20 protein-coding genes are annotated in these 19,791 nt (G+C 61.2%); 13 read left to right on the top strand and 7 right to left on the bottom strand.

Annotated features, from left to right (window positions below; all coding sequences use genetic code 11):
* Window positions 1–45: 45 nt before the first annotated feature.
* Genes hypE through hypA form a run of 5 tightly spaced genes read right to left on the bottom strand, consistent with a single transcriptional unit; the run spans window position 46 to window position 3,658 of the window.
* Window positions 46–1,056: a hydrogenase expression/formation protein HypE gene (gene hypE, locus ACQG0S_RS17165; RefSeq protein ID WP_023298473.1), complete on the bottom strand. Its 1,011-nt coding sequence runs from the start codon at window positions 1,054–1,056 to the stop codon at window positions 46–48.
* Entirely contained in the window at window positions 1,053–2,174 is a 1,122-nt protein-coding gene (hypD, locus tag ACQG0S_RS17160) for a hydrogenase formation protein HypD (protein WP_045308749.1), read from the bottom strand. Before hypD ends, hypE begins: the two co-directional genes overlap by 4 nt.
* A gap of 3 nt (window positions 2,175–2,177) precedes the next feature.
* Entirely contained in the window at window positions 2,178–2,450 is a 273-nt protein-coding gene (locus ACQG0S_RS17155) for a HypC/HybG/HupF family hydrogenase formation chaperone (protein WP_003862132.1), read from the bottom strand.
* A complete protein-coding gene (gene hypB, locus ACQG0S_RS17150; RefSeq protein ID WP_426750629.1) occupies window positions 2,441–3,304 on the bottom strand; it encodes a hydrogenase nickel incorporation protein HypB in 864 nt (287 codons plus the stop codon). Before hypB ends, ACQG0S_RS17155 begins: the two co-directional genes overlap by 10 nt.
* Window positions 3,305–3,307: 3 nt before the next feature.
* A complete protein-coding gene (gene hypA / locus ACQG0S_RS17145) occupies window positions 3,308–3,658 on the bottom strand; it encodes a hydrogenase maturation nickel metallochaperone HypA (protein ID WP_022649168.1) in 351 nt (116 codons plus the stop codon).
* A 210-nt stretch (window positions 3,659–3,868) separates the two neighbouring features.
* Between hypA and hycA the strand changes: the two genes are divergently transcribed.
* From hycA to hycI, 9 genes are all read left to right on the top strand, one after another.
* Window positions 3,869–4,333, top strand: coding sequence for a formate hydrogenlyase regulator HycA (hycA, locus tag ACQG0S_RS17140; RefSeq protein WP_022649167.1), 465 nt, complete (start codon window positions 3,869–3,871; stop codon window positions 4,331–4,333).
* 73 nt (window positions 4,334–4,406) lie between these two features.
* Window positions 4,407–5,015: a 4Fe-4S dicluster domain-containing protein gene (locus ACQG0S_RS17135; protein ID WP_048966182.1), complete on the top strand. Its 609-nt coding sequence runs from the start codon at window positions 4,407–4,409 to the stop codon at window positions 5,013–5,015.
* Complete coding sequence (hycC, locus tag ACQG0S_RS17130) at window positions 5,012–6,826, top strand: formate hydrogenlyase subunit 3 (protein WP_038416592.1); 1,815 nt, start codon at window positions 5,012–5,014, stop codon at window positions 6,824–6,826. The genes ACQG0S_RS17135 and hycC overlap by 4 nt, the downstream gene beginning before the upstream one ends.
* Window position 6,827: 1 nt before the next feature.
* Window positions 6,828–7,751, top strand: coding sequence for a respiratory chain complex I subunit 1 family protein (locus tag ACQG0S_RS17125; RefSeq protein WP_032625965.1), 924 nt, complete (start codon window positions 6,828–6,830; stop codon window positions 7,749–7,751).
* A gap of 15 nt (window positions 7,752–7,766) precedes the next feature.
* The gene (gene hycE, locus ACQG0S_RS17120; protein WP_022649163.1) at window positions 7,767–9,476 is read left to right on the top strand and encodes a formate hydrogenlyase subunit HycE; all 1,710 of its coding nucleotides are present in this window, start codon (window positions 7,767–7,769) and stop codon (window positions 9,474–9,476) included.
* A 9-nt stretch (window positions 9,477–9,485) separates the two neighbouring features.
* Window positions 9,486–10,028 (top strand): formate hydrogenlyase complex iron-sulfur subunit, encoded by a 543-nt coding sequence (locus tag ACQG0S_RS17115; protein WP_003862138.1) that lies wholly within the window; start codon window positions 9,486–9,488, stop codon window positions 10,026–10,028.
* On the top strand, window positions 10,028–10,795 hold the full coding sequence (locus ACQG0S_RS17110; RefSeq protein ID WP_426750627.1) for an NADH-quinone oxidoreductase subunit B family protein: 768 nt from the start codon (window positions 10,028–10,030) through the stop codon (window positions 10,793–10,795). Before ACQG0S_RS17115 ends, ACQG0S_RS17110 begins: the two co-directional genes overlap by 1 nt.
* The gene (locus ACQG0S_RS17105) at window positions 10,792–11,202 is read left to right on the top strand and encodes a formate hydrogenlyase maturation HycH family protein (protein WP_045620863.1); all 411 of its coding nucleotides are present in this window, start codon (window positions 10,792–10,794) and stop codon (window positions 11,200–11,202) included. Before ACQG0S_RS17110 ends, ACQG0S_RS17105 begins: the two co-directional genes overlap by 4 nt.
* Entirely contained in the window at window positions 11,195–11,680 is a 486-nt protein-coding gene (gene hycI / locus ACQG0S_RS17100) for a hydrogenase maturation peptidase HycI (protein WP_022649159.1), read from the top strand. The genes ACQG0S_RS17105 and hycI overlap by 8 nt, the downstream gene beginning before the upstream one ends.
* 59 nt (window positions 11,681–11,739) lie before the next feature.
* On the opposite strand, the gene ACQG0S_RS17095 is transcribed toward hycI, so the two are convergent.
* Together ACQG0S_RS17095 and ascF are read right to left on the bottom strand one after the other, a co-directional pair.
* Window positions 11,740–13,164, bottom strand: coding sequence for a 6-phospho-beta-glucosidase (locus ACQG0S_RS17095; protein ID WP_023298466.1), 1,425 nt, complete (start codon window positions 13,162–13,164; stop codon window positions 11,740–11,742).
* 18 nt (window positions 13,165–13,182) lie between these two features.
* Entirely contained in the window at window positions 13,183–14,634 is a 1,452-nt protein-coding gene (gene ascF, locus ACQG0S_RS17090) for a PTS cellobiose/arbutin/salicin transporter subunit IIBC (protein ID WP_426750624.1), read from the bottom strand.
* A gap of 214 nt (window positions 14,635–14,848) precedes the next feature.
* Between ascF and ACQG0S_RS17085 the strand changes: the two genes are divergently transcribed.
* From ACQG0S_RS17085 to ACQG0S_RS17070, 4 genes are all read left to right on the top strand, one after another.
* Entirely contained in the window at window positions 14,849–15,862 is a 1,014-nt protein-coding gene (locus tag ACQG0S_RS17085) for a LacI family DNA-binding transcriptional regulator (RefSeq protein ID WP_155024370.1), read from the top strand.
* Window positions 15,863–15,995: 133 nt separating this feature from the next.
* The gene (hydN, locus tag ACQG0S_RS17080; RefSeq protein WP_017382793.1) at window positions 15,996–16,541 is read left to right on the top strand and encodes an electron transport protein HydN; all 546 of its coding nucleotides are present in this window, start codon (window positions 15,996–15,998) and stop codon (window positions 16,539–16,541) included.
* A 6-nt stretch (window positions 16,542–16,547) separates the two neighbouring features.
* Window positions 16,548–18,767, top strand: a complete 2,220-nt coding sequence (hypF, locus tag ACQG0S_RS17075; RefSeq protein WP_155024369.1) for a carbamoyltransferase HypF — start codon at window positions 16,548–16,550, stop codon at window positions 18,765–18,767.
* 1 nt (window position 18,768) lies between these two features.
* Window positions 18,769–19,791 carry a HoxN/HupN/NixA family nickel/cobalt transporter gene (locus ACQG0S_RS17070; protein ID WP_155024368.1) on the top strand — a complete coding sequence of 341 codons (1,023 nt, stop codon included), beginning with the start codon at window positions 18,769–18,771 and terminating at the stop codon, window positions 19,789–19,791.

The raw sequence follows: 19,791 nt of genomic DNA, 5'->3' as shown, positions 1-19,791 counted from the left end.
ACTGGCAAAAAAGAGACATTCAGCGCTGACCGCTTTTGGCGCGGTCTAGCAAATTCGGGGTAACGGTTCAGCGTGCGGCAGATCCAGCGTGCGCTTCACGCCGTAAAGCCCGGTCAGGCGCACCCCTTTGCGCTCAACCACGTCGCCGATGATGGCCGCGTCTTTCCCTAAGGGATGTGCGCGCAGTTGTTCAAGTACGGCTTCCGCCGCCGTGCGTTCCACGCCGATCACCAGCTTACCTTCGTTGGCAAAGTTAAGCGGGTCTAGCCCTAATAGCTCGCACAGCCCGCGTACAGCAGGCTTAACGGGCAGGCCGCGCTCGGTCAGTTCAATTCCGCAGCCGCTGCTTGCGGCAAATTCGTGTACGACGGCATTCACGCCGCCTCGCGTGGCGTCGCGCAGGGCTTTTACACCCGGCATGTCGCGCAGCGTCTGGATCAGCGGCGTGAGTACCGCGCAGTCACTGTGCAGCTCGCCATCCAGCCCTAAGCCTTCGCGCAGGTTCAGGATGGTTGCCCCGTGGCAGCCCAGCGTGCCGCTGACAATCAGCACGTCGCCTGCACAAAGCTGCTGCGCGCCCCAGTGAATGTCGGCGGGGATCGCCCCCATTCCGGCGGTGTTAATGAAGAGCTTATCTGCCGCGCCGCGCTGCACCACCTTGGTATCCCCGGTCACGATGGCGATCCCCGCCTCGCGGGCGGTGTGCGCCATGCTGTTAACCACCGCCGTGAGCGTCTCCATGGGTAACCCTTCTTCGAGGATAAACCCGCAGGAGAGGTAGCGGGGGATCGCGCCGCTGACGGCCACGTCGTTTGCCGTGCCGCAGACGGCGAGCTTGCCGATATCGCCGCCCGGGAAGAACAGTGGGTCAATCACGTAGCTGTCGGTAGAGAACGCCAGCCTGTCGCCGTGGGCGGTCAGGGCCGCGAGGTCAATACGCGCCTGATCTTCCTGCTCGGCGAGCCAGGGGTTGTTAAAGGCTTCCATGAACAGCCTGTTAATCAACTGCTGCATCGCCTGTCCACCGCTTCCGTGCGCCATTTCCACCGTGTTCATGCTTCACACTCCTGGTTGCGATAGTGATACCACGCGGCGCATGCCCCTTCGGAAGAGACCATCAGCGCGCCAAACGCGGTTTGCGGGTTACAGGCGTTGCCAAATAACGGGCAGTGATGAGGTTTGCATTTGCCGGTGAGTACGTCGCCACAGCGGGCGCGGGGATCGTCGCACACCTTCTGCGGCTGCGGGCGGAAATGCGCTTCGGCGTCGAAGGCGCGATACGCGGGCGTCAGGTGTACGCCGGATTCGGCAATCAGCCCCAGTCCGCGCCACTCGCTGTCGCCTTCGACGCTAAACACGTCGGCTATCGCCTGCTGTGCCCGTCTGTTACCTGCATCGGGCACCACGCGGCGATACTGATTTTCCACCACACTCAGGGCCGCTATTTTCTGCTCAACCAGCATGGTCACGCCTTGCAGTAGATCAAGTGGCTCGAAACCAGCCACCACTAACGGACGATTGTACTGTTCAGCGATAAAACCGTAGGCTTCTGTGCCGATCACCATGCTGACGTGTCCTGGTGCCAGGAAGGCGTCGATGCCGTTGTCCGGCGCTTCAAGCAGGCTACGCAGCGTGGGAATAAGCGTGATGTGCTGGCAGAAAAAGTAAAAGTTAGTGACGTTGCGGGCTTTCGCCTGCTGGAGAGTGATAGCGGTGGCGGGCATGGTGGTTTCAAAACCCAGCCCGAAAAAGACCACCTTACGCTCAGGATTAGCCTCTGCCAGCGTAAGGGCATCCATCGGTGAGTAGACGATCCGCACGTCCGCGCCGCGCGCCTTCGCCTGGAGCAGCGAGCCATTTTTTCCCGGTACGCGCATGGCGTCGCCAAAGGTGCAAAAAATCACACCGGGGCGGCTGGCGATGTCGAGACAGCTGTCGATGCGCCCCATCGGCAGCACGCACACCGGGCAGCCGGGGCCGTGGATAAATTCGATGTTCTCCGGCAGCAGCTGGTCGAGGCCAAATTTGAAGATGGCGTGGGTGTGTCCGCCGCACACCTCCATGATCCGCAGCGGTTTTTCTTTCGTGTAGTCCAGCAGGGACGCGCGGGTTTTCAGGCGATCGATAAGCTGCAACACCTGCTCAGGCGCGCGATATTCATCAACGTAACGCATGTGTTATCGTTCCTCACCATACAGCAGGGCACCCACGTCCGGCTCAACGTCGAACATATTCTGTAGCGCGTCCAGCGTGTCGCGTGCTTCTTCCTCATTAATCACGCTCATGGCAAACCCCACGTGGACCAGCACCCACTGGCCGAGACGCGATGCGCCGGTCTCATCGTGGCTGCCCACCAGCGTCAGATCGACATCGCGCAGGATGCCGCAGACCTCCACTTTGGCCTGATTGCCGTCGATCGAATGAATTTGTCCGGGGACGCCTATGCACATCGTTCGCTCTCCAGCCAGTTCAGCCAGGCGTCCATCCCGTCGCCGCGCGTGGCGGAAACCAGCAGGATCTCAATGTCCGGGTTCACTTCCCGGGCGTAAGCCAGGCACTTATCCACGTCGAAATTCAGGTACGGCAGCAGGTCGACTTTGTTCAGCAGCATGAGGGAGGCGGCGGCAAACATATGTGGATACTTCAGCGGCTTGTCTTCCCCTTCGGTCACGGAGAGCACCGCCACTTTATGCCGCTCGCCGAGGTCGAAGCTTGCCGGGCAGACCAGGTTGCCGACGTTTTCAATAAACAGGATGCCGTTATCCGCCAGCGGCAGGCGCGGGGCGGCGTCGGCAATCATCTGCGCATCCAGGTGGCAGCCCTTGCCGGTGTTGACCTGAATCGCGGGCGTACCGGTTTCGCGGATGCGCGCCGCGTCGTTTACCGTTTGCTGATCGCCTTCGATAACGGCGCAGGAGACACGTTTATTCAGTCGTTTGAGGGTTTCGGTCAGCAGGGTGGTTTTACCGGAGCCGGGGCTGGAGACCAGGTTCAGTACCAGCTGTTGACGGGCGGCAAAGCGGGCGCGATTGCGGGCGGCGAGCTGGTTATTTTTGTCCAGCACGTTAATCTCCACCTCCAGCATCTCGCGCTGGCTGATGCCCGGCGCGTGGGTGCCTGCTTCGCCGTGGCCGTAATGCAGGTCGCCCGCGTCTGAACGCTGTGGCGCAAAGGTGATGCCGGTCAGTGCCGCCGCGGGACGCGGTGCAGGAGAAAAGGGTGCGGAGCGAAACGCGGAGTGGGGACGGTGTTCATCCCCTTCTATATACAGGTTGCCTTCAGCGCAACCGCAGGTACCACACATACATTACTCCTTCTCGATTTCGAGGCGTTGGATCTGCATACCGTCATCCGCCACGATGCGCAGCCCGCTGCTCTGGCACTGCGGACAGCGCTGTACCTTCGATGACAGCAGCGTGACGTACTGCTGACACTGCTCGCACCAGCACTCCGCCTGCTGCTCCTCGATATGCAGTGCGCAACCCTCCGCCAGCGTGCCGCGGCACACCAGCTCAAAACAGAAGGTGAGGGCGCTGGTCTCGACGCAGGAAAACGCCCCGACCTTCAGCCAGACGCCGGTCACGCGCTTCGCATGGTTCTGCACAGCCTGCTGTTCGATAAGTTCCAGTGCCCGCTGGCAGAGGGTGATTTCGTGCATGACGCCTCCTTAATGAATTGCCCCTTCAATGCAATAACAGTGCCAGCTTGATTTGCGTTACGGCGTGACGATGTCAACGCTGTCGAAATGACACGTCGACACCGCAGCGGTGACAGTGCGCATCTCTTTAAAATCCATTTAAATCAATAAATTAAAAACTGGCACGAAATCTGCTTAACAGCCGCTAACTCCATTAACCGGATACCTTTTATGACTATTTGGGAAATTAGCGAAAAAGCGGATTACATCGCGCAACGTCATCAGCAGCTTCAGGATCAGTGGCACCTCTACTGCAACTCTCTGATTCAGGGGATCACCCTGTCAAAAGCCCGTCTGCACCATGCCATGAGCTGCGCGGCGCAGGGGGACATGCGCTTTGTGTTGTTTGGTCACTTCACGATTTTTGTCACCCTGGCGGAGAGCTTCAACAGCCACACCATTGAGTATTACGTTGAGACAAAAGAGGGTGAAAAACAGTGTATTGCGAAAGCCCAACTGATGGCCGACGGCATGGTGGACGGTCACGTCAGCACCCGCGATCGCCAGCAGGTGCTGGAGCACTATCTGGAGAAAATCGCGCCGGTTTATAACGGCCTCTACGCTGCCGTTGAGCACGATCAGCCGATCAACCTGAAACAGCTGATCGACGGAAAATCCTCCGCGAACGTGGCCTGAAGAGCGAGTGTCGAGAAGTGTCGATAAGACAGTTTTTTTTCGTCAAAAATGACCATCACCAGAGGATGACCCGGTGAACCGTTTTGTAATTGCTGACTCGACGGTCTGTATTGGCTGTCGAACCTGTGAGGCGGCGTGCTCGGAAACGCACCGCCTGCACGGGCTACAGTCCATGCCGCGCCTGCGCGTCATGCGTAATGAGAAAGAGTCTGCCCCGCAGCTCTGTCACCACTGTGAAGACGCGCCATGCGCGGGCGTCTGTCCCGTCAATGCCATCACCCGCGTTGACGGCGCGGTACAGCTGAACGAAAGCCTGTGCGTGAGCTGCAAGCTGTGCGGCATCGCCTGTCCGTTTGGCGCCATTGAGTTTTCCGGCAGCCGTCCGCTGCATATTCCGGCGAATGCCAACACCCCGAAAGCGCCGCCTGCGCCACCGGCTCCGGCACGCGTGAGCACGCTGCTCGACTGGGTGCCGGGCATTCGTGCCGTTGCGGTGAAGTGCGACCTGTGCAGCTTCGATGAACAAGGTCCGGCCTGCGTGCGCACCTGTCCGACCAAAGCGTTAATTCTGGTTAATATTCGCGACATCGCCCGCACCAGCAAACGCAAGCGCGAGCTGACCATCAATACTGACGTCGGCGATCTTTCGCTGCTGCGGGCGATTAACGAGGGGGCGAAATGAACGCGATAGTTATGATGACCAGCGGCGTGGCCTGGTTTGCCGCCGCCGCTGTCCTGGCGCTGCTCCTCTCCTTCCATAAAACGCTGAGCGGCTGGATCGCCGGTATCGGCGGGGCGGTCGGCAGCCTGATGACGCTGGCGGCGGGCGGCGTTGTCCTGATCGACGGCCAATCCGTCGACACCCTCATCCCGCTGATCCACCACGCCGTTGAGCTTACGCCGCTAAATGCCATCTGGCTGGTCACCTTTGGTCTGTGTGGGTTGTTTATCAGCCTGTTTAATATCGACTGGCACCGCCATCAGCACACCAACGCCAACGGCCTGCTGGTTAACCTGTTGATGGCCGCCGCGGTCTGCACTGTTGTCGCCAGCAACCTCGGCGCGCTGGTGGTGATGGCTGAAATCATGGCCCTGTGCGGCGTGTTCCTGACCGGATGCAGCGCCTCCGGCAAGCTGTGGTTTGCGCTCGGACGACTCGGCACGCTGCTGCTGGCGCTGGCCTGCTGGCTGGTGTGGCAGCGTTTCGGCACGCTGGACTTTGCCGTGCTTAACGGCCAGCCGCTGGGGAATGACGTCTGGCTGTTGGGCGTAGTCGGTTTTGGCCTGCTGGCCGGGATTATCCCGCTGCACGGCTGGGTGCCGCAGGCGCATGCCAATGCCTCGGCCCCGGCTGCCGCGCTGTTCTCCACCGTGGTGATGAAGGTCGGTCTGTTCGGCATCCTGACGATAACCCTGACGGGCGGCCAGCCGCCGCTGTGGTGGGGCGTGGCGCTGCTGATTGCGGGGATGATCACCGCATTTGTCGGCGGGCTGTACGCCCTGATGGAGCATAACATCCAGCGCCTGCTGGCGTACCACACCCTGGAGAATATCGGCATCATCCTGCTCGGCATGGGCGCGGGTGTCAGCGGGCTGGCGCTCAACCAGCCGGCGCTGATTGCCGCCGGGTTTATTGGCGGTCTGTATCACCTTATCAACCACAGCCTGTTTAAAAGCACCCTGTTCCTCGGCGCGGGCAGCGTCTGGTTTCGCACCGGGCACCGCGATATTGAAAAGCTCGGCGGGATTGGCAAAAAAATGCCCGTCATTTCGCTGGCGATGCTGGTCGGGCTGATGGCGATGGCCGCGCTTCCGCCGCTGAACGGCTTTGCCGGGGAGTGGGTGATCTATCAATCCTTCTTCGCGCTCGGCCAGAGCGACGCGTTTATCGCGCGGCTGCTCGGCCCGCTGCTGGCGGTTGGGCTGGCGATTACCGGGGCGCTGGCGGTGATGTGTATGGCGAAGGTTTACGGCGTCACCTTCCTGGGTGCGCCGCGCACCCGCGAAGCGGAAAACGCCTGTTGCGCCCCGGTGCTGATGGCCACCAGCGTGGTCGCGCTGGCGCTGTGCTGTATCGCAGGTGGGGTTGCCGCGCCGTGGCTGCTGCCGCTTCTGGGCCACGCCATTCCGTTGCCGCTGGCTACGGCGCATACCGTCGTGTCCCAGCCGATGATGGCGCTGCTGCTGATTGCTGCGCCGCTCCTGCCGTTCGTGCTGATGCTGTTCTTCAGACGCGACCGTCTCGCCTCCCGCTCGCGCGGCGCGGCGTGGGCCTGCGGCTACGAACACGAGCAGTCGATGGTCATCACCGCCCACGGTTTCGCCATGCCGGTGAAGGAGAACTTCGCCGCCGTGCTGAAGCTGCGCCACTGGCTGAACCCGGTGGGCTGGGTGCCGGGCTGGCAGAGTGCCGCCGTGCCCGTGCTGTTCCGTCGCCTGGCGCTGATCGAGCTGGCGGTGCTGGTGGTGATTGTCATTTCACGAGGAGCCTGACATGAGTTTGTTACTGGCAATTCTTCAGGCGCTGGTGCTGTTTGCCGCCGCGCCGCTGCTGTCGGGCATCACGCGCGTGGCGCGCGCCCGGCTACACAACCGTCGCGGGCCTGGCGTGCTCCAGGAGTACCGCGATCTCTTCAAGCTGCTCTCCCGTCAGAGCGTCGCTCCGGATGCCGCAGGTTGGGTGTTCCGCCTGACGCCGTTCGTGATGGTCGGCGTGATGCTGACCATCGCCACCGCGCTGCCGGTAGTGACGGTGGGCTCGCCGCTGCCCGTGCTTGGCGATCTGATTACGCTGATCTACCTCTTCGCCATCGCGCGTTTCTTCTTTGCGATTGCGGGCCTGGACACCGGCAGCCCGTTTACGGGTATCGGCGCCAGTCGTGAGGCGATGCTCGGCGTGCTGGTTGAGCCAATTCTGCTGCTGGGGCTGTGGGTCGCCGCGCAGGTTGCTGGCTCGACCCACATCAGTTTCATCACCGACACCGTTTACCACTGGCCGGTTTCACGTTCGCTCCCGCTGGTGCTGGCGCTCTGCGCCTGCGCGTTCGCCACCTTTATCGAGATGGGCAAGCTGCCGTTCGATCTCGCGGAAGCGGAGCAGGAATTGCAGGAGGGGCCACTCACCGAGTACAGCGGCTACGGCTTTGCGGTGCTGAAGTGGGGCATCAGCCTCAAGCAGCTGGTGGTGTTGCAGATGTTCGTCGGCGTTTTCTTCCCGTGGGGGCAGATGACGCACTTCTCTGCGGGCGGCCTGCTGCTGGCCGTTGTGGTGGCTGCGCTCAAGCTGCTTATCGGCGTGCTGGTGATTGCCCTGTTTGAAAACAGCATGGCGCGCCTGCGTTTTGTCGAAACGTCACGCATTACCTGGGCTGGTTTTGGTTTTGCATTTTTAGCGTTCGTCTCCTTGCTGGTGGCGTGATTAAAGAGAGTGTTTATGTCTGAAGAAAAGAAAGGTCAGCAGTATCTCGCCGCGTTGCATCAGGCTTTCCCGGGCGTGGTGCTGGAGGAGTCATGGCAAACCAAAGACCAGGTAACCGTCACCATTAAGGTGAACTATCTGCCGGAAGTGGTGGAGTTTCTCTACTACCAGCAGGGCGGCTGGCTGTCGGTGCTGTTCGGCAACGACGAGCGTCAGCTGTGCGGCAACTATGCGGTGTACTACGTGATGTCGATGGAGCAGGGCGAGAAGTGCTGGCTCACCGTGCGCGTCGAAGTTGACCCGAACAAGCCGGAGTACCCGTCCGTCACGCCGCGCGTACCCGCCGCCGTCTGGGGCGAGCGCGAAGTGCGCGACATGTACGGCCTGGTGCCGGTTGGTCTGCCTGACGAGCGTCGCCTGGTGCTGCCGGACGACTGGCCGGATGAACTCTATCCGCTGCGCAAGGACAGCATGGACTACCGCCAGCGTCCGGCCCCGACAACCGACAGCGAAACCTACGAGTTCATCAACGAGCTGGGCAGCAAGAAGAATAATGTGGTGCCGATCGGCCCGCTGCACGTCACCTCTGACGAACCGGGCCACTTCCGCCTGTTCGTCGACGGCGAAAACATTATCGACGCCGACTACCGCCTGTTCTACGTCCACCGCGGCATGGAGAAGCTGGCGGAGACCCGCATGGGCTACAACGAAGTCACGTTTCTTTCTGACCGCGTGTGCGGCATCTGCGGCTTTGCCCACAGCACTGCCTACACCACCTCGGTGGAGAACGGCATGGGGATCGTGGTGCCGGAACGCGCGCAGATGATCCGCGCCATTCTGCTGGAGGTGGAACGCCTGCACTCACACCTGCTGAACCTCGGCCTGGCCTGCCACTTCGTCGGCTTTGACTCCGGGTTTATGCAGTTCTTCCGCGTGCGTGAGGCATCAATGAAGATGGCGGAGATCCTCACCGGGGCGCGTAAAACCTACGGCCTGAACCTGATCGGCGGGATCCGCCGCGACCTGCTGAAAGACGACATGATCCAGACCCGCCAGCTGGCGCAGCAGATGCGCCGCGACGTGCAGGAGCTGGTGGACATGCTGCTCAGCACGCCCAACATCGAGCAGCGCACCGTCGGGATTGGTCGTCTTGACCCTGAAATCGCCCGCGACTTCAGCAACGTCGGCCCGATGGTGCGCGCCAGCGGCCACGCCCGCGACACCCGCGCCGATCACCCGTTCGTCGGCTACGGCCTGCTGCCGATGACCGTGCACAGCGAGCAGGGCTGCGACGTCATCTCCCGCCTGAAGGTGCGCATCAACGAGGTGTTTACTGCGCTGAACATGATCGACTACGGCCTCGATAACCTGCCGGGCGGCCCGCTGATGGTGGAAGGCTTCACCTACATTCCAAACCGCTTTGCCCTCGGATTCGCCGAAGCGCCGCGCGGGGATGACATTCACTGGAGCATGACCGGCGACAACCAGAAGCTCTACCGCTGGCGCTGCCGTGCGGCGACCTACGCCAACTGGCCAACCCTGCGCTACATGCTGCGCGGTAACACCGTCTCTGACGCGCCGCTGATCATCGGCAGCCTCGATCCGTGCTACTCCTGCACCGACCGCATGACCGTCGTGGACGTGCGCAAGAAGAAAAGCCAGGTGGTGCCGTACAAAGAGCTTGAGCGCTACAGCATCGAGCGTAAGAACTCGCCGCTGAAATAAGGACTCGTGATGTTTACCTTTATCAAAAAAGTGATCAAAACCGGCGCGCAGACCAGCAGTTATCCGCTGGAGCCGATCCCGGTGGATAAAAACTTTCGCGGCAAGCCGGAGCACAACCCGCAGCAGTGCATCGGCTGCGCGGCCTGCGTCAACGCCTGCCCGTCGAATGCCTTAACGGTGGAAACGGACCTGAAAACCGGCGAGCTGGCCTGGCAATTTAACCTCGGGCGCTGCATCTTCTGCGGCCGCTGCGAGGAGGTCTGCCCGACGGTAGCCATTCGCCTGTCTCAGGAGTACGAGCTGGCGGTGTGGAAAAAAGAGGATTTCCTCCAGCAGTCGCGCTTTGCGCTGTGCAACTGCCGCGTCTGCAAGCGTCCGTTCGCCGTGCAAAAAGAGATCGACTACGCCATCGCGCTGCTGAAGCACAACGGCGACGTGCGTGCGGAGCATCACCGTGAAAGCTTCGAAACCTGCCCGGAGTGCAAACGTCAGAAATGCCTGCTGCCGTCTGACCGCATCGATTTAACCCGTCATATGAGAGAGGCCAGCTGATGGAAAACTTACTCGGCCCGCGCGACGCTAACGGCATTCCGGTACCGCTGACGGTGGAGGAGTCCATCGCCAGCATGAAGGCGTCGCTGCTGAAAAAAATCAAACGCTCGGCCTACGTCTATCGCGTGGACTGCGGCGGCTGCAACGGCTGTGAGATCGAAATCTTCGCCACCCTGTCGCCGCTGTTTGACGCCGAACGCTTCGGCATCAAAGTGGTGCCGTCCCCGCGCCACGCGGATATCCTGCTGTTCACCGGCGCGGTCACCCGCGCGATGCGCTCGCCTGCGCTGCGCGCCTGGCAGTCTGCGCCGGATCCGAAAATCTGCATCTCCTACGGCGCCTGCGGCAACAGCGGCGGCATCTTCCACGATCTTTACTGCGTCTGGGGCGGCACCGACAAAATCGTGCCGGTGGACGTCTACATTCCGGGCTGCCCGCCGACGCCCGCCGCCACGCTGTACGGTTTTGCCATGGCGCTCGGCCTGCTGGAGCAGAAGATCCACGCCCGCGAGCCGGGCGAGCTGGACAACCAGCCAGCCACTCTCCTGCACCCGGATATGGTGCAGCCGCTGCGGGTGAAGATCGACCGCACGGCGCGCAGGCTGGCGGGGTACCGCTATGGCCGTCAGATTGCCGACGGTTATCTGCGCCTGCTGAGCCAGGGCGACCATCAGGTGGCGCGCTGGCTGGAGGCCGAGAACGATCCGCGTCTCAATGAGATCGTGGCAAACCTGAACAGTATTGTGGATGAGGCGCGTATCCGATGAGTGAAACGGTGGTGTTCAGCCAGCTGAGCCGTAAGTTTATTGATGAGAACGATGCCACGCCGGATGCGGCGCAGCAGGTGGTCTATTACAGCCTGGCGATTGGGCACCACCTCGGGGTGATCGACTGCCTGGAGGCGGCGCTAAGCTGCCCGTGGCCCGAGTACCTGGCGTGGATCGCCACGCTGGAGGAGGGCAGCGTGGCGCGGCGCAAAATGGAGGGCGTGCCGAAGTACGGCGAGATCGTTATAGACGCCAACCATATCACGATGCTCGCCAACGCCTTTGACGCGGCGCTGAGCGTACAAACCCCGGCGCAGCAGGCGTGGAGCAAAACGCTGCTCTGCATGCTGCACGATATTCATCAGGAGAGCGCCATCTACCTGATGGTGAGGAGATTACGTGACTGACGTTTTACTGTGTGTCGGCAACAGCATGATGGGCGACGACGGCGCGGGCCCGCTGCTGGCGGAGATGTGCGCCGCGAACCCGCCGGGCAACTGGGTGGTGATTGACGGCGGCAGCGCGCCGGAAAACGACGTGGTGGCCATTCGCGAGCTGCGCCCGGACAGGTTGTTAATCGTCGATGCCACCGATATGGGGCTCAACCCCGGCGAGATCCGCCTGATTGACCCGGACGACATCGCCGAGATGTTTATGATGACCACCCACAACATGCCGCTGAACTACCTGGTGGATCAGATTAAAGACGACGTGGGTGAGGTGCTGTTTCTGGGCATTCAGCCGGACATCGTCGGGTTTTATTATCCGATGACGCCGCCGGTGAAAGAGGCGGTGGACGTGGTGTATTCACGGCTTGCCGGGTGGGTTGGGGACGGGGGTTTTCAGCCCCTCACCCCGGCCCTCTCCCCAGAGGGGAGAGGGTGAAAACCGCATCGAGCAGTTTGTAGGCCGGGTAAGGCAACGCCGCCACCCGGCAAAACAGGCTACGCCAGATCCGCCCCGTTACTCGCAATCACCTTCTTATACCACCAGAACGATTTCTTGCGCTTGCGGTCCAGCGTGCCGTTCCCGGCGTCGTCGCGGTCGACGTAGACAAACCCGTAGCGCTTACTCATCTCCCCGGTTGAGGCCGAGACCAGGTCAATGCAGCCCCAGGTGGTGTAGCCCATCAGCGGGACGCCGTCCTCAATCGCGTCACCCATCGCACGGATATGCTCGCGCAGGTAGCTGATGCGGTAGTCGTCGTTGATCTCGCCGTTTTCATCAATGACGTCCTTCGCCCCGAGGCCGTTTTCCACCAGGAACAGCGGCTTCTGGTAGCGGTCATACATCATGTTCATGGTGATGCGCAGCCCGAGCGGGTCGATGCCCCAGCCCCACTCGCTCACCTGAATATGCGGGTTGCGCAGGGACTTCACGATGTTCGCCGCGCTGGTGTTGCCCGCGTTCATATCCGCCGACGCGCAGCGCGAGGCGTAATAACTGAACGAGACAAAGTCGACGGTGTTTTTCAGCAGGTCGTCGTCGCCGGGGTCTTTCACAATCACCACCCCTTTCTCGCGGAACACGCGGGCGGAGTAGGCCGGATAGCTGCCGCGCGCCTGCACGTCGATAAAGAACAGGTTCTCGCGATCTTTCTCCAGTGCCATCCACACGTCTTCCGGCTTGCAGGAGTAGGGGTAGAAGTTACCGCCCGCCAGCATGCAGCCGACCTGGTTTTCCGGGTTCACCTCGTGGGCGATTTTGGTCGCCAGCGCGCTCGCCACCAGCTCGTGGTGCGCGGCCTGGTATTTCACCTGGTCTTCGTTTTCCCCTTCCTCAAACACCAGCCCCGCGCCGGAGAACGGGCTGTGCAGCATAATGTTGATTTCGTTGAAGGTCAGCCAGTATTTCACCAGCCCGTTAAACGCCTCGAAGCAGGTGCGGGCGTAGCGGGCGAAGAAATCCACCATCTTACGGTTGCGCCAGGAGCCGTACTCCGTCACCAGGTGCATCGGCACGTCGAAATGGCAGAGCGTCACCAGCGGCTCGATGTTGTACTTTTTGCACTCCTCGAACACCGCGCGGTAGAAGGCAATGCCCTCCTGATTTGGCAACGGTTCGTCGCCATTCGGGTAGAGGCGGCTCCAGGCAATCGAGGTGCGGAACACCGTAAAGCCCATCTCCGCCATCAGGGCAATGTCTTCTTTGTAACGATGGTAAAAATCAATCGCCTCGTGGCTCGGGTAAAATTCGTCGTCACGCAACGAAAACCGTTTTTCCTTGCCGACTTTTACCGCCAGACGGTTTGCGCCGTGGGGGATCATATCGACCGTCGTCAGTCCTTTGCCGCCTTCACGGTAAGCACCTTCACTCTGGTTGGCGGCAAGCGCGCCGCCCCATAAAAATCCTTGTGGAAAAACAGACATTCTTACCTCGCTTTCAGTTTATGCTTCTGCTGCTTTGTTCTGTACCGGTGCGGTTTGCAGGGCGCGTGCTTTTTCGGCTTCGTCTTCTACCGGGATATCTTCAAACCCTAACAGCAGGGTCAGCACGAACGACAGCACCACCGCCAGACCCATCACGCCAAACACCCAGACGATGGTCATCGGGTTGGCCGGGTCGAAGAACTGCACGCTGGTGAACAGCCCCGGCGCCGCCATGGAGTGGCTGGCAAGACCGGCCATGCCCGCTACCGCGCCGCAGATAAAGCCGCTGATCAGGCTCGCAATCAGCGGACGCTTCAGGCGTACCGCCACGCCGTACAGCGCCGGTTCAGAGATCCCCGCCATGATGGCGGAGGCCGCAGCCGCCAGCGCCGTCTGGCGCAGCTCCGGGTTTTTGGTTTTCCACGCCACTGCCAGCGATGAACCGCCGAGCGACAGGTTGGCGCCGATTTCCGACGGCATCACCATCCCTTCTTTGCCCGTTTCGGCAATGGTCTGGATGATGGTCGGCGTAAACACGCGGTGCATCCCGGTCATCACCAGCAGCGGCCACAGCGCGCCCATAATGGCAACGGAGAGCCAGCCCAGATAGCCGTGAATGGTGTAGACCAGCGCGGAGATGGCGCTACCGATCCAGATCCCGAGCGGGCCAATCAGCACGATGGCGAGCGGGGCGGCAATCAGCACGATCAGCATCGGCTTGAGGAAGTTTTTGGTCACCGCCGGGATGATGCGATCCACCCAGCGTTCGATATACGACAGGCACCAGGTCATCACCAGGGCCGGGATAACGGTATAGGTGTATTTCACCGCCGTCACCGGAATTAAGGCAAATTCTACATGCTCGCCCTGCGCCGCTTTCGCCATCAGCTCGATAAAGCTCGGGTGAACCAGTACGCCCGCAATGGCTATCGCCAGGGACATGTTGGTTTTGAACTTCACCGCTGCGGAAGCCGCCACCATCAGCGGCAGGAAGAAGAACGCGCCGTCGCCGATAACGGTCAGGATCGTCAGCGTCGGGTCACCTTTGCCCAGCACGCCGGTCATCTCAAGGATCATCGCCAGCAGCTTGACCATCGACCCGCCGATGATCGCCGGGATCAGCGGAGACATGGTGCCGATCAGCGCGTCGAGGATCCCGGCGCCAATCCGGCGCAGCGTAAGCTTCTGTGGACCTTCCGCTACGGCAGGTTGCAGGTTGGCGGGCAGCAGGCTCACCACTTCACGGTATGCCTGGGACACGGTGTTGCCGATGATCACCTGGCACTGGTTGTCGTTGCGCACCACGCCGAGCACGCCGCTGATGCTTTTCAGACGCGCGGCGTCGGTAAGGCTTTCGTCTTTCAGAACGAAGCGCAGGCGCGTCATGCAGTGGGTGACGGCGACGATGTTCTCTTTACCGCCCAGCGCGCTAACCACGTCATTTGCCAGCGCAGCGTAATTTTTTGCCATCGGATGAGATCCTGTTATCGTTGTGAGAAGTGTAGGAAACCGGTTTCACATAATCATCATGAGTTTCTTTTAATGAAACAAGACCACTTTTTATGCATTTTTTCGTTTCGTGATGACGATCACTCGTGGCCGTAAAAAGCGTGATAACGCCGCTGCGACAATTTTTCTGCGGTGAAGTACACTGCGGCTCATCAGAGTTGAATGGAATAACACTATGACCACGATGCTGGAAGTGGCGAAGCGGGCAGGCGTGTCGAAAGCGACGGTCTCCCGGGTGCTGTCGGGGAACGGTTACGTCAGCCAGGAGACGAAAGACCGCGTGTTTCAGGCCATCGAAGAGAGCGGGTATCGCCCCAATCTGCTGGCGCGAAACCTGGCGACCAAACGCACCCAGACCCTGGGGCTGGTGGTGACAAACACCCTGTACCATGGGGTCTACTTTAGCGAGCTGCTGTTTAACGCCGCGCGGATGACGGAAGAGAAGGGGCGTCAGCTGATCCTGGCGGACGGCAAGCACAGCGCCGAAGAGGAGCGCGAGGCGATCCAGTACCTGCTCGACATGCGCTGCGACGCGGTGATCATCTACCCGCGTTTTCTGAGCGTGGAAGCGCTGGACCAAATTATTGAGAAATGCGAGCAGCCGATTATGGTGCTCAACCGCCGTTTGCGGAAAAACAGCAGCCACAGCGTCTGGTCCGATCATAAAGCGTCGTGTCAGGACGCAGTATCGCAGCTGATTGAGAAAGGCCACCGGGAGATTGCGTTTATCACCGGTTCGCTGGATTCCCCCACCGGCGTGGAGCGTCTTTCCGGCTACAAGGACGCGCTGGCGCAGCACGGCATTGCCCTGCGTGACGCGCTGATCGCCGAAGGGAAGTGGAGCCCGGCCAGCGGCGCGGCGGCGGTCTCTCAGCTGCTCACCCGCGCCGAAACGTTTACCGCCCTGGTGGCGAGTAACGACGATATGGCTATTGGCGCCATCAGGCAGTTGCACGAGAGCGGCGTCGCCACGCCGGGCGCGGTGTCCGTCATCGGCTTTGACGACGTGGCAATCGCGCCCTATATCGTGCCGTCCCTCTCCAGCGTGCGTATTCCGGTAACGGAGATGATCCAGGAGACTATCAGCCGCCTGATCTTCATGCTCGACGGCGGTGAGTTTAAGCCTCAGCAAACTTTTTCCGGCGAGCTTATCCTGCGCGACTCCGTCATTGACGGCCCGCATCGCTGACGTCGACATCTGTCATCGTCACAAATGACGATGACAGATCCTCTTCTTTTTTATTTATCTTCAAAATCAATGCATTAAATATTGGCACGGTTTATGAATAGCTTCGCGCATAACAGTTATGCCGGAGAAGCAGATGAACCGTTTTATTATGGCCGATGCCAGCAAATGCATTGGTTGCCGTACCTGTGAAGTGGCGTGCGTGGTTTCCCATCAGGCGGAGCAGGATTGCGCCTCCCTGACCCCCGACACCTTCCTGCCGCGCATCCACGTCATTAAAGGCGTGAATATTTCCACCGCCGCTATCTGTCGCCAGTGCGAAGACGCGCCGTGCGCCAACGTCTGTCCGAACGGGGCGATTAAGCGCGAGAAAGGCTTCGTGCATGTGATGCAGGAGCGCTGCATCGGGTGCAAAACCTGTGTGGTGGCGTGTCCGTATGGCGCGATGGAGGTGGTCGTTCGCCCGGTGGTGCGCAACAGCGGTATCGGGCTCAGTGTGCGCGCGGAGAAAGCCGAAGCCAATAAATGTGACCTCTGCTACCACCGCGACGCCGGTCCGGCGTGTATGGAAGCCTGTCCGACGCATGCGCTGGTCTGCGTCGATCGCGATAAGCTCGAACAGATGAGTGCCGAAAAACGCCGCCGTGCGGCGTTCGACACCTCGTCATCGCTGCTGTTTTAAGCTGCAATGCGCGTTAACGGCGTACAGCTTCGGGTGCGCGGCAAGGTGCAGGGGGTAGGATTTCGTCCCTTCGTCTGGCAGCTTGCACACCAGCTGGGGCTGGCGGGCGACGTGTGCAACGACGGAGAGGGTGTCCTGGTGCGTCTCGCGGGTAGTGGGGGTGACTTTACCGCGAGACTGCGCCAGGACTGCCCACCGCTGGCGCGCATCGATCGCGTTGAAACGCAGCCGTACAGCTGGAATACGCTGCCGGACGAGTTTGTCATCCGCCACAGCGAGAGCGGGGCGATGGACACGCAAATCGTCCCGGATGCCGCCACCTGTCCCGCGTGCCTGGCGGAGATGCGCGATCCGCGCGAGCGCCGTTATCGCTACCCGTTTATCAACTGCACCCACTGCGGGCCGCGGTTTACCATTATCCGCGCCATGCCCTATGACCGCCCGGCCACGTCAATGGCGCCATTCCCGCTCTGTGTGCCCTGTGAAACGGAGTACCGCAACCCGGCTGACCGGCGTTTTCACGCTCAGCCGGTGGCCTGCCCGGACTGCGGGCCGCAGCTGGAGTGGCAAGCCGGGGATGCTGCCACCACCACCCGCGAATCGGCGTTAAGCGCGGCGGTGGAGAGATTGAAAAACGGCGGGATTGTGGCGGTCAAAGGGCTGGGCGGATTTCACCTGGTCTGCGACGCGCTTAACCCACAGGCGATTCGGAAATTGCGGGCACGCAAGCAGCGCCCGACCAAGCCGCTGGCGGTGATGATCCCGCATGCGAACGATCTGCCGGAGGCCATCCAGACGCTGTTACGTTCACCCGCTGCGCCGATTGTGCTGACGCCAAAAGCCTGCCTTCCTGCGTTTCCTGAGGAGATTGCGCCGGGGCTGAATACAATTGGCGTGATGTTGCCTGCGAACCCGCTCCAGCATTTGCTGATGTTGGACTGCCAGCGCCCGCTGGTGATGACCTCCGGCAACCTCAGCGGCCATCCACCCGCCATAAGCAACCAGCAGGCGCTGGAAGAACTCAGTGACATCGCTGACGGCTTCCTGCTGCACAACCGCGATATTCTTCAACGGATGGATGATTCAGTAATGGATCGGGAGGGCACGATGCTGCGTCGCGCACGCGGTTTTGTGCCGGATGCCATCACATTGCCCGCCGGATTCCGCGACATCCCGCCCATGTTATGCACCGGCGCGGAGATGAAAAATACCTTCTGCCTGGTACGTGGCAACCAGGCGGTGCTGAGCCAGCATTTTGGCGATCTGAGCGACGAGGGCGTAGAGGCGCAGTGGCGCAGTGCGCTCTCGACGATGCAGGACATCTACGCCTTTCAGCCTGAGCGCGTGGTGTGCGATGCCCATCCGGGATATCACGCCCGACAGTGGGCCCGGGCGCAGGCGCTGCCCGTTGAGACCGTGCTGCATCATCATGCGCATGCGGCGGCGTGTCTGGCGGAGAATGGCTGGCCGCTCGACGGCGGGGATGTTATTGCCCTGACGCTGGATGGGATCGGTATGGGTGAGAACGGCGCGATGTGGGGCGGCGAGTGCCTGCGGGTGAACTATCGCGACTGCGAACGGCTGGGCGGTCTGCCAGCCGTTGCGCTGCCGGGGGGCGATCTGGCGGCAAAACAGCCGTGGCGCAATTTGCTCGCCCACTGTCTGGCGTTCGTACCTGACTGGCAGCAGTACCCGGAAACAGAGGCGGTACAGTGTCAAAACTGGCCGCTGCTGGCAACGGCAGTGTCGCGCGGTATCAATGCGCCGCGGGCCTCCTCCTGTGGTCGTCTGTTTGACGCCGTGGCCTGTGCGCTGGGCATTGAAACGCAACGCTATGAGGGCGAAGCCGCGTGCCGGCTGGAGGCGCTGGCCGAACGCTGTGCAGGGGTTGATCATCCGGTGACGCTCAAGACGGATAACCTTGCGCTGTTCTGGCAGCAGTGGCTGGCCTGGCGGGCGGAGCCCGGCGAGCGCGCCTGGGCCTTTCACGATGCGCTGGCAAAAGGGCTGAGCGAACTGGCGGCAACGCATGCCCGCCGACGGTCGCTCTCTACGGTGTGCTTCAGCGGAGGTGTCCTTCACAACCGCCTGCTACGCGCGCGCTTTCGTCATTACCTTTCTGATTTCACGCTTCTTTTTCCTTCGCGCCTGCCCGCAGGCGACGGAGCGATCTCCTTCGGGCAGGCGGTGGTTGCTGCCGCCCGATCATGTTCACAAAGGATTTAAAATGTTACGACTTTTACGCAATGAACCTCGTGCAGCGTGCCTGCTGCTGGCTCTGGTGATGGCTAACCTGCTGGCCTGGGGGCTGGCGTGGCACACCTTTAGCGGCAGTACGGCGCTGATGGCGGCCAGCCTGCTGGCCTGGTGTTACGGACTGCGTCATGCGGTGGATGCCGACCATATCGCCGCGATTGATACCGTGACGCGTAAGATGATGCAGCAGGGCAAGCGCCCGTCCGGCGTGGGCGCATGGTTTTCCCTCGGACACTCCACCATCGTAGTGCTGGCCTCCATTGCCATCGCCGCCACCGCCACGGCGTTTCAGAAAAATATGGAATGGTTCCACGAAACCGGCAGCCTGATTGGCACCGCCGTCTCCGCCGCCTTCCTGCTGGCGATGGCGCTGGTGAATATGGTGATCCTGCGCGGCGTCTGGCGCAGTTTTCAGGCACTGAAACACGGCAGGCCGGTGCAGGGGGACATCACGCTGCCTGCACAGGGTGGCGTCATGAACTGGCTGTTTGGCAAAACCTTCCGCCTCGTCAATAAAAGCTGGCAGATGTACCTGGTCGGTTTCCTGTTCGGCCTGGGCTTTGACACGGCCACCGAAATCGGCGTACTGGGGATCTCCGCCGCCAGCGCCTCCAGCGGGATGTCGGTGTGGTCGATCATGATCTTCCCGGCGCTCTTCGCCAGCGGCATGGCGCTGGTGGATACGCTCGATAACCTGCTGATGGTGGGTGCCTACGGCTGGGCGTTTAACAAGCCGCAGCGCAAGCTGTACTACAACATGACCATCACCGGCACTTCGGTGGTGGTGGCGCTGTTTATCGGCGGGCTGGAAGCGCTGGGTCTGCTGATGGACAAGTTCGCCCTCAGCGGCGGCGTGTGGGATCTGATTGGCGCGGTGAACGATAACCTGGGCGACGCCGGGTTTGTGGTGGTCGGGCTGTTTGTCGCCTGCTGGCTGATCTCAATGGCGAACTACCGCTGGCGCGGTTATGACGCGCTGGTGGTGCGGTCCTGA

The sequence above is a fragment of the Enterobacter cloacae complex sp. 418I7 genome, assembly GCF_050030705.1.
Classification (GTDB): domain Bacteria; phylum Pseudomonadota; class Gammaproteobacteria; order Enterobacterales; family Enterobacteriaceae; genus Enterobacter; species Enterobacter intestinihominis.
Note: the sequence above shows the minus strand (reverse complement) of the source record. Positions and strands in the feature narration are given on the sequence as shown.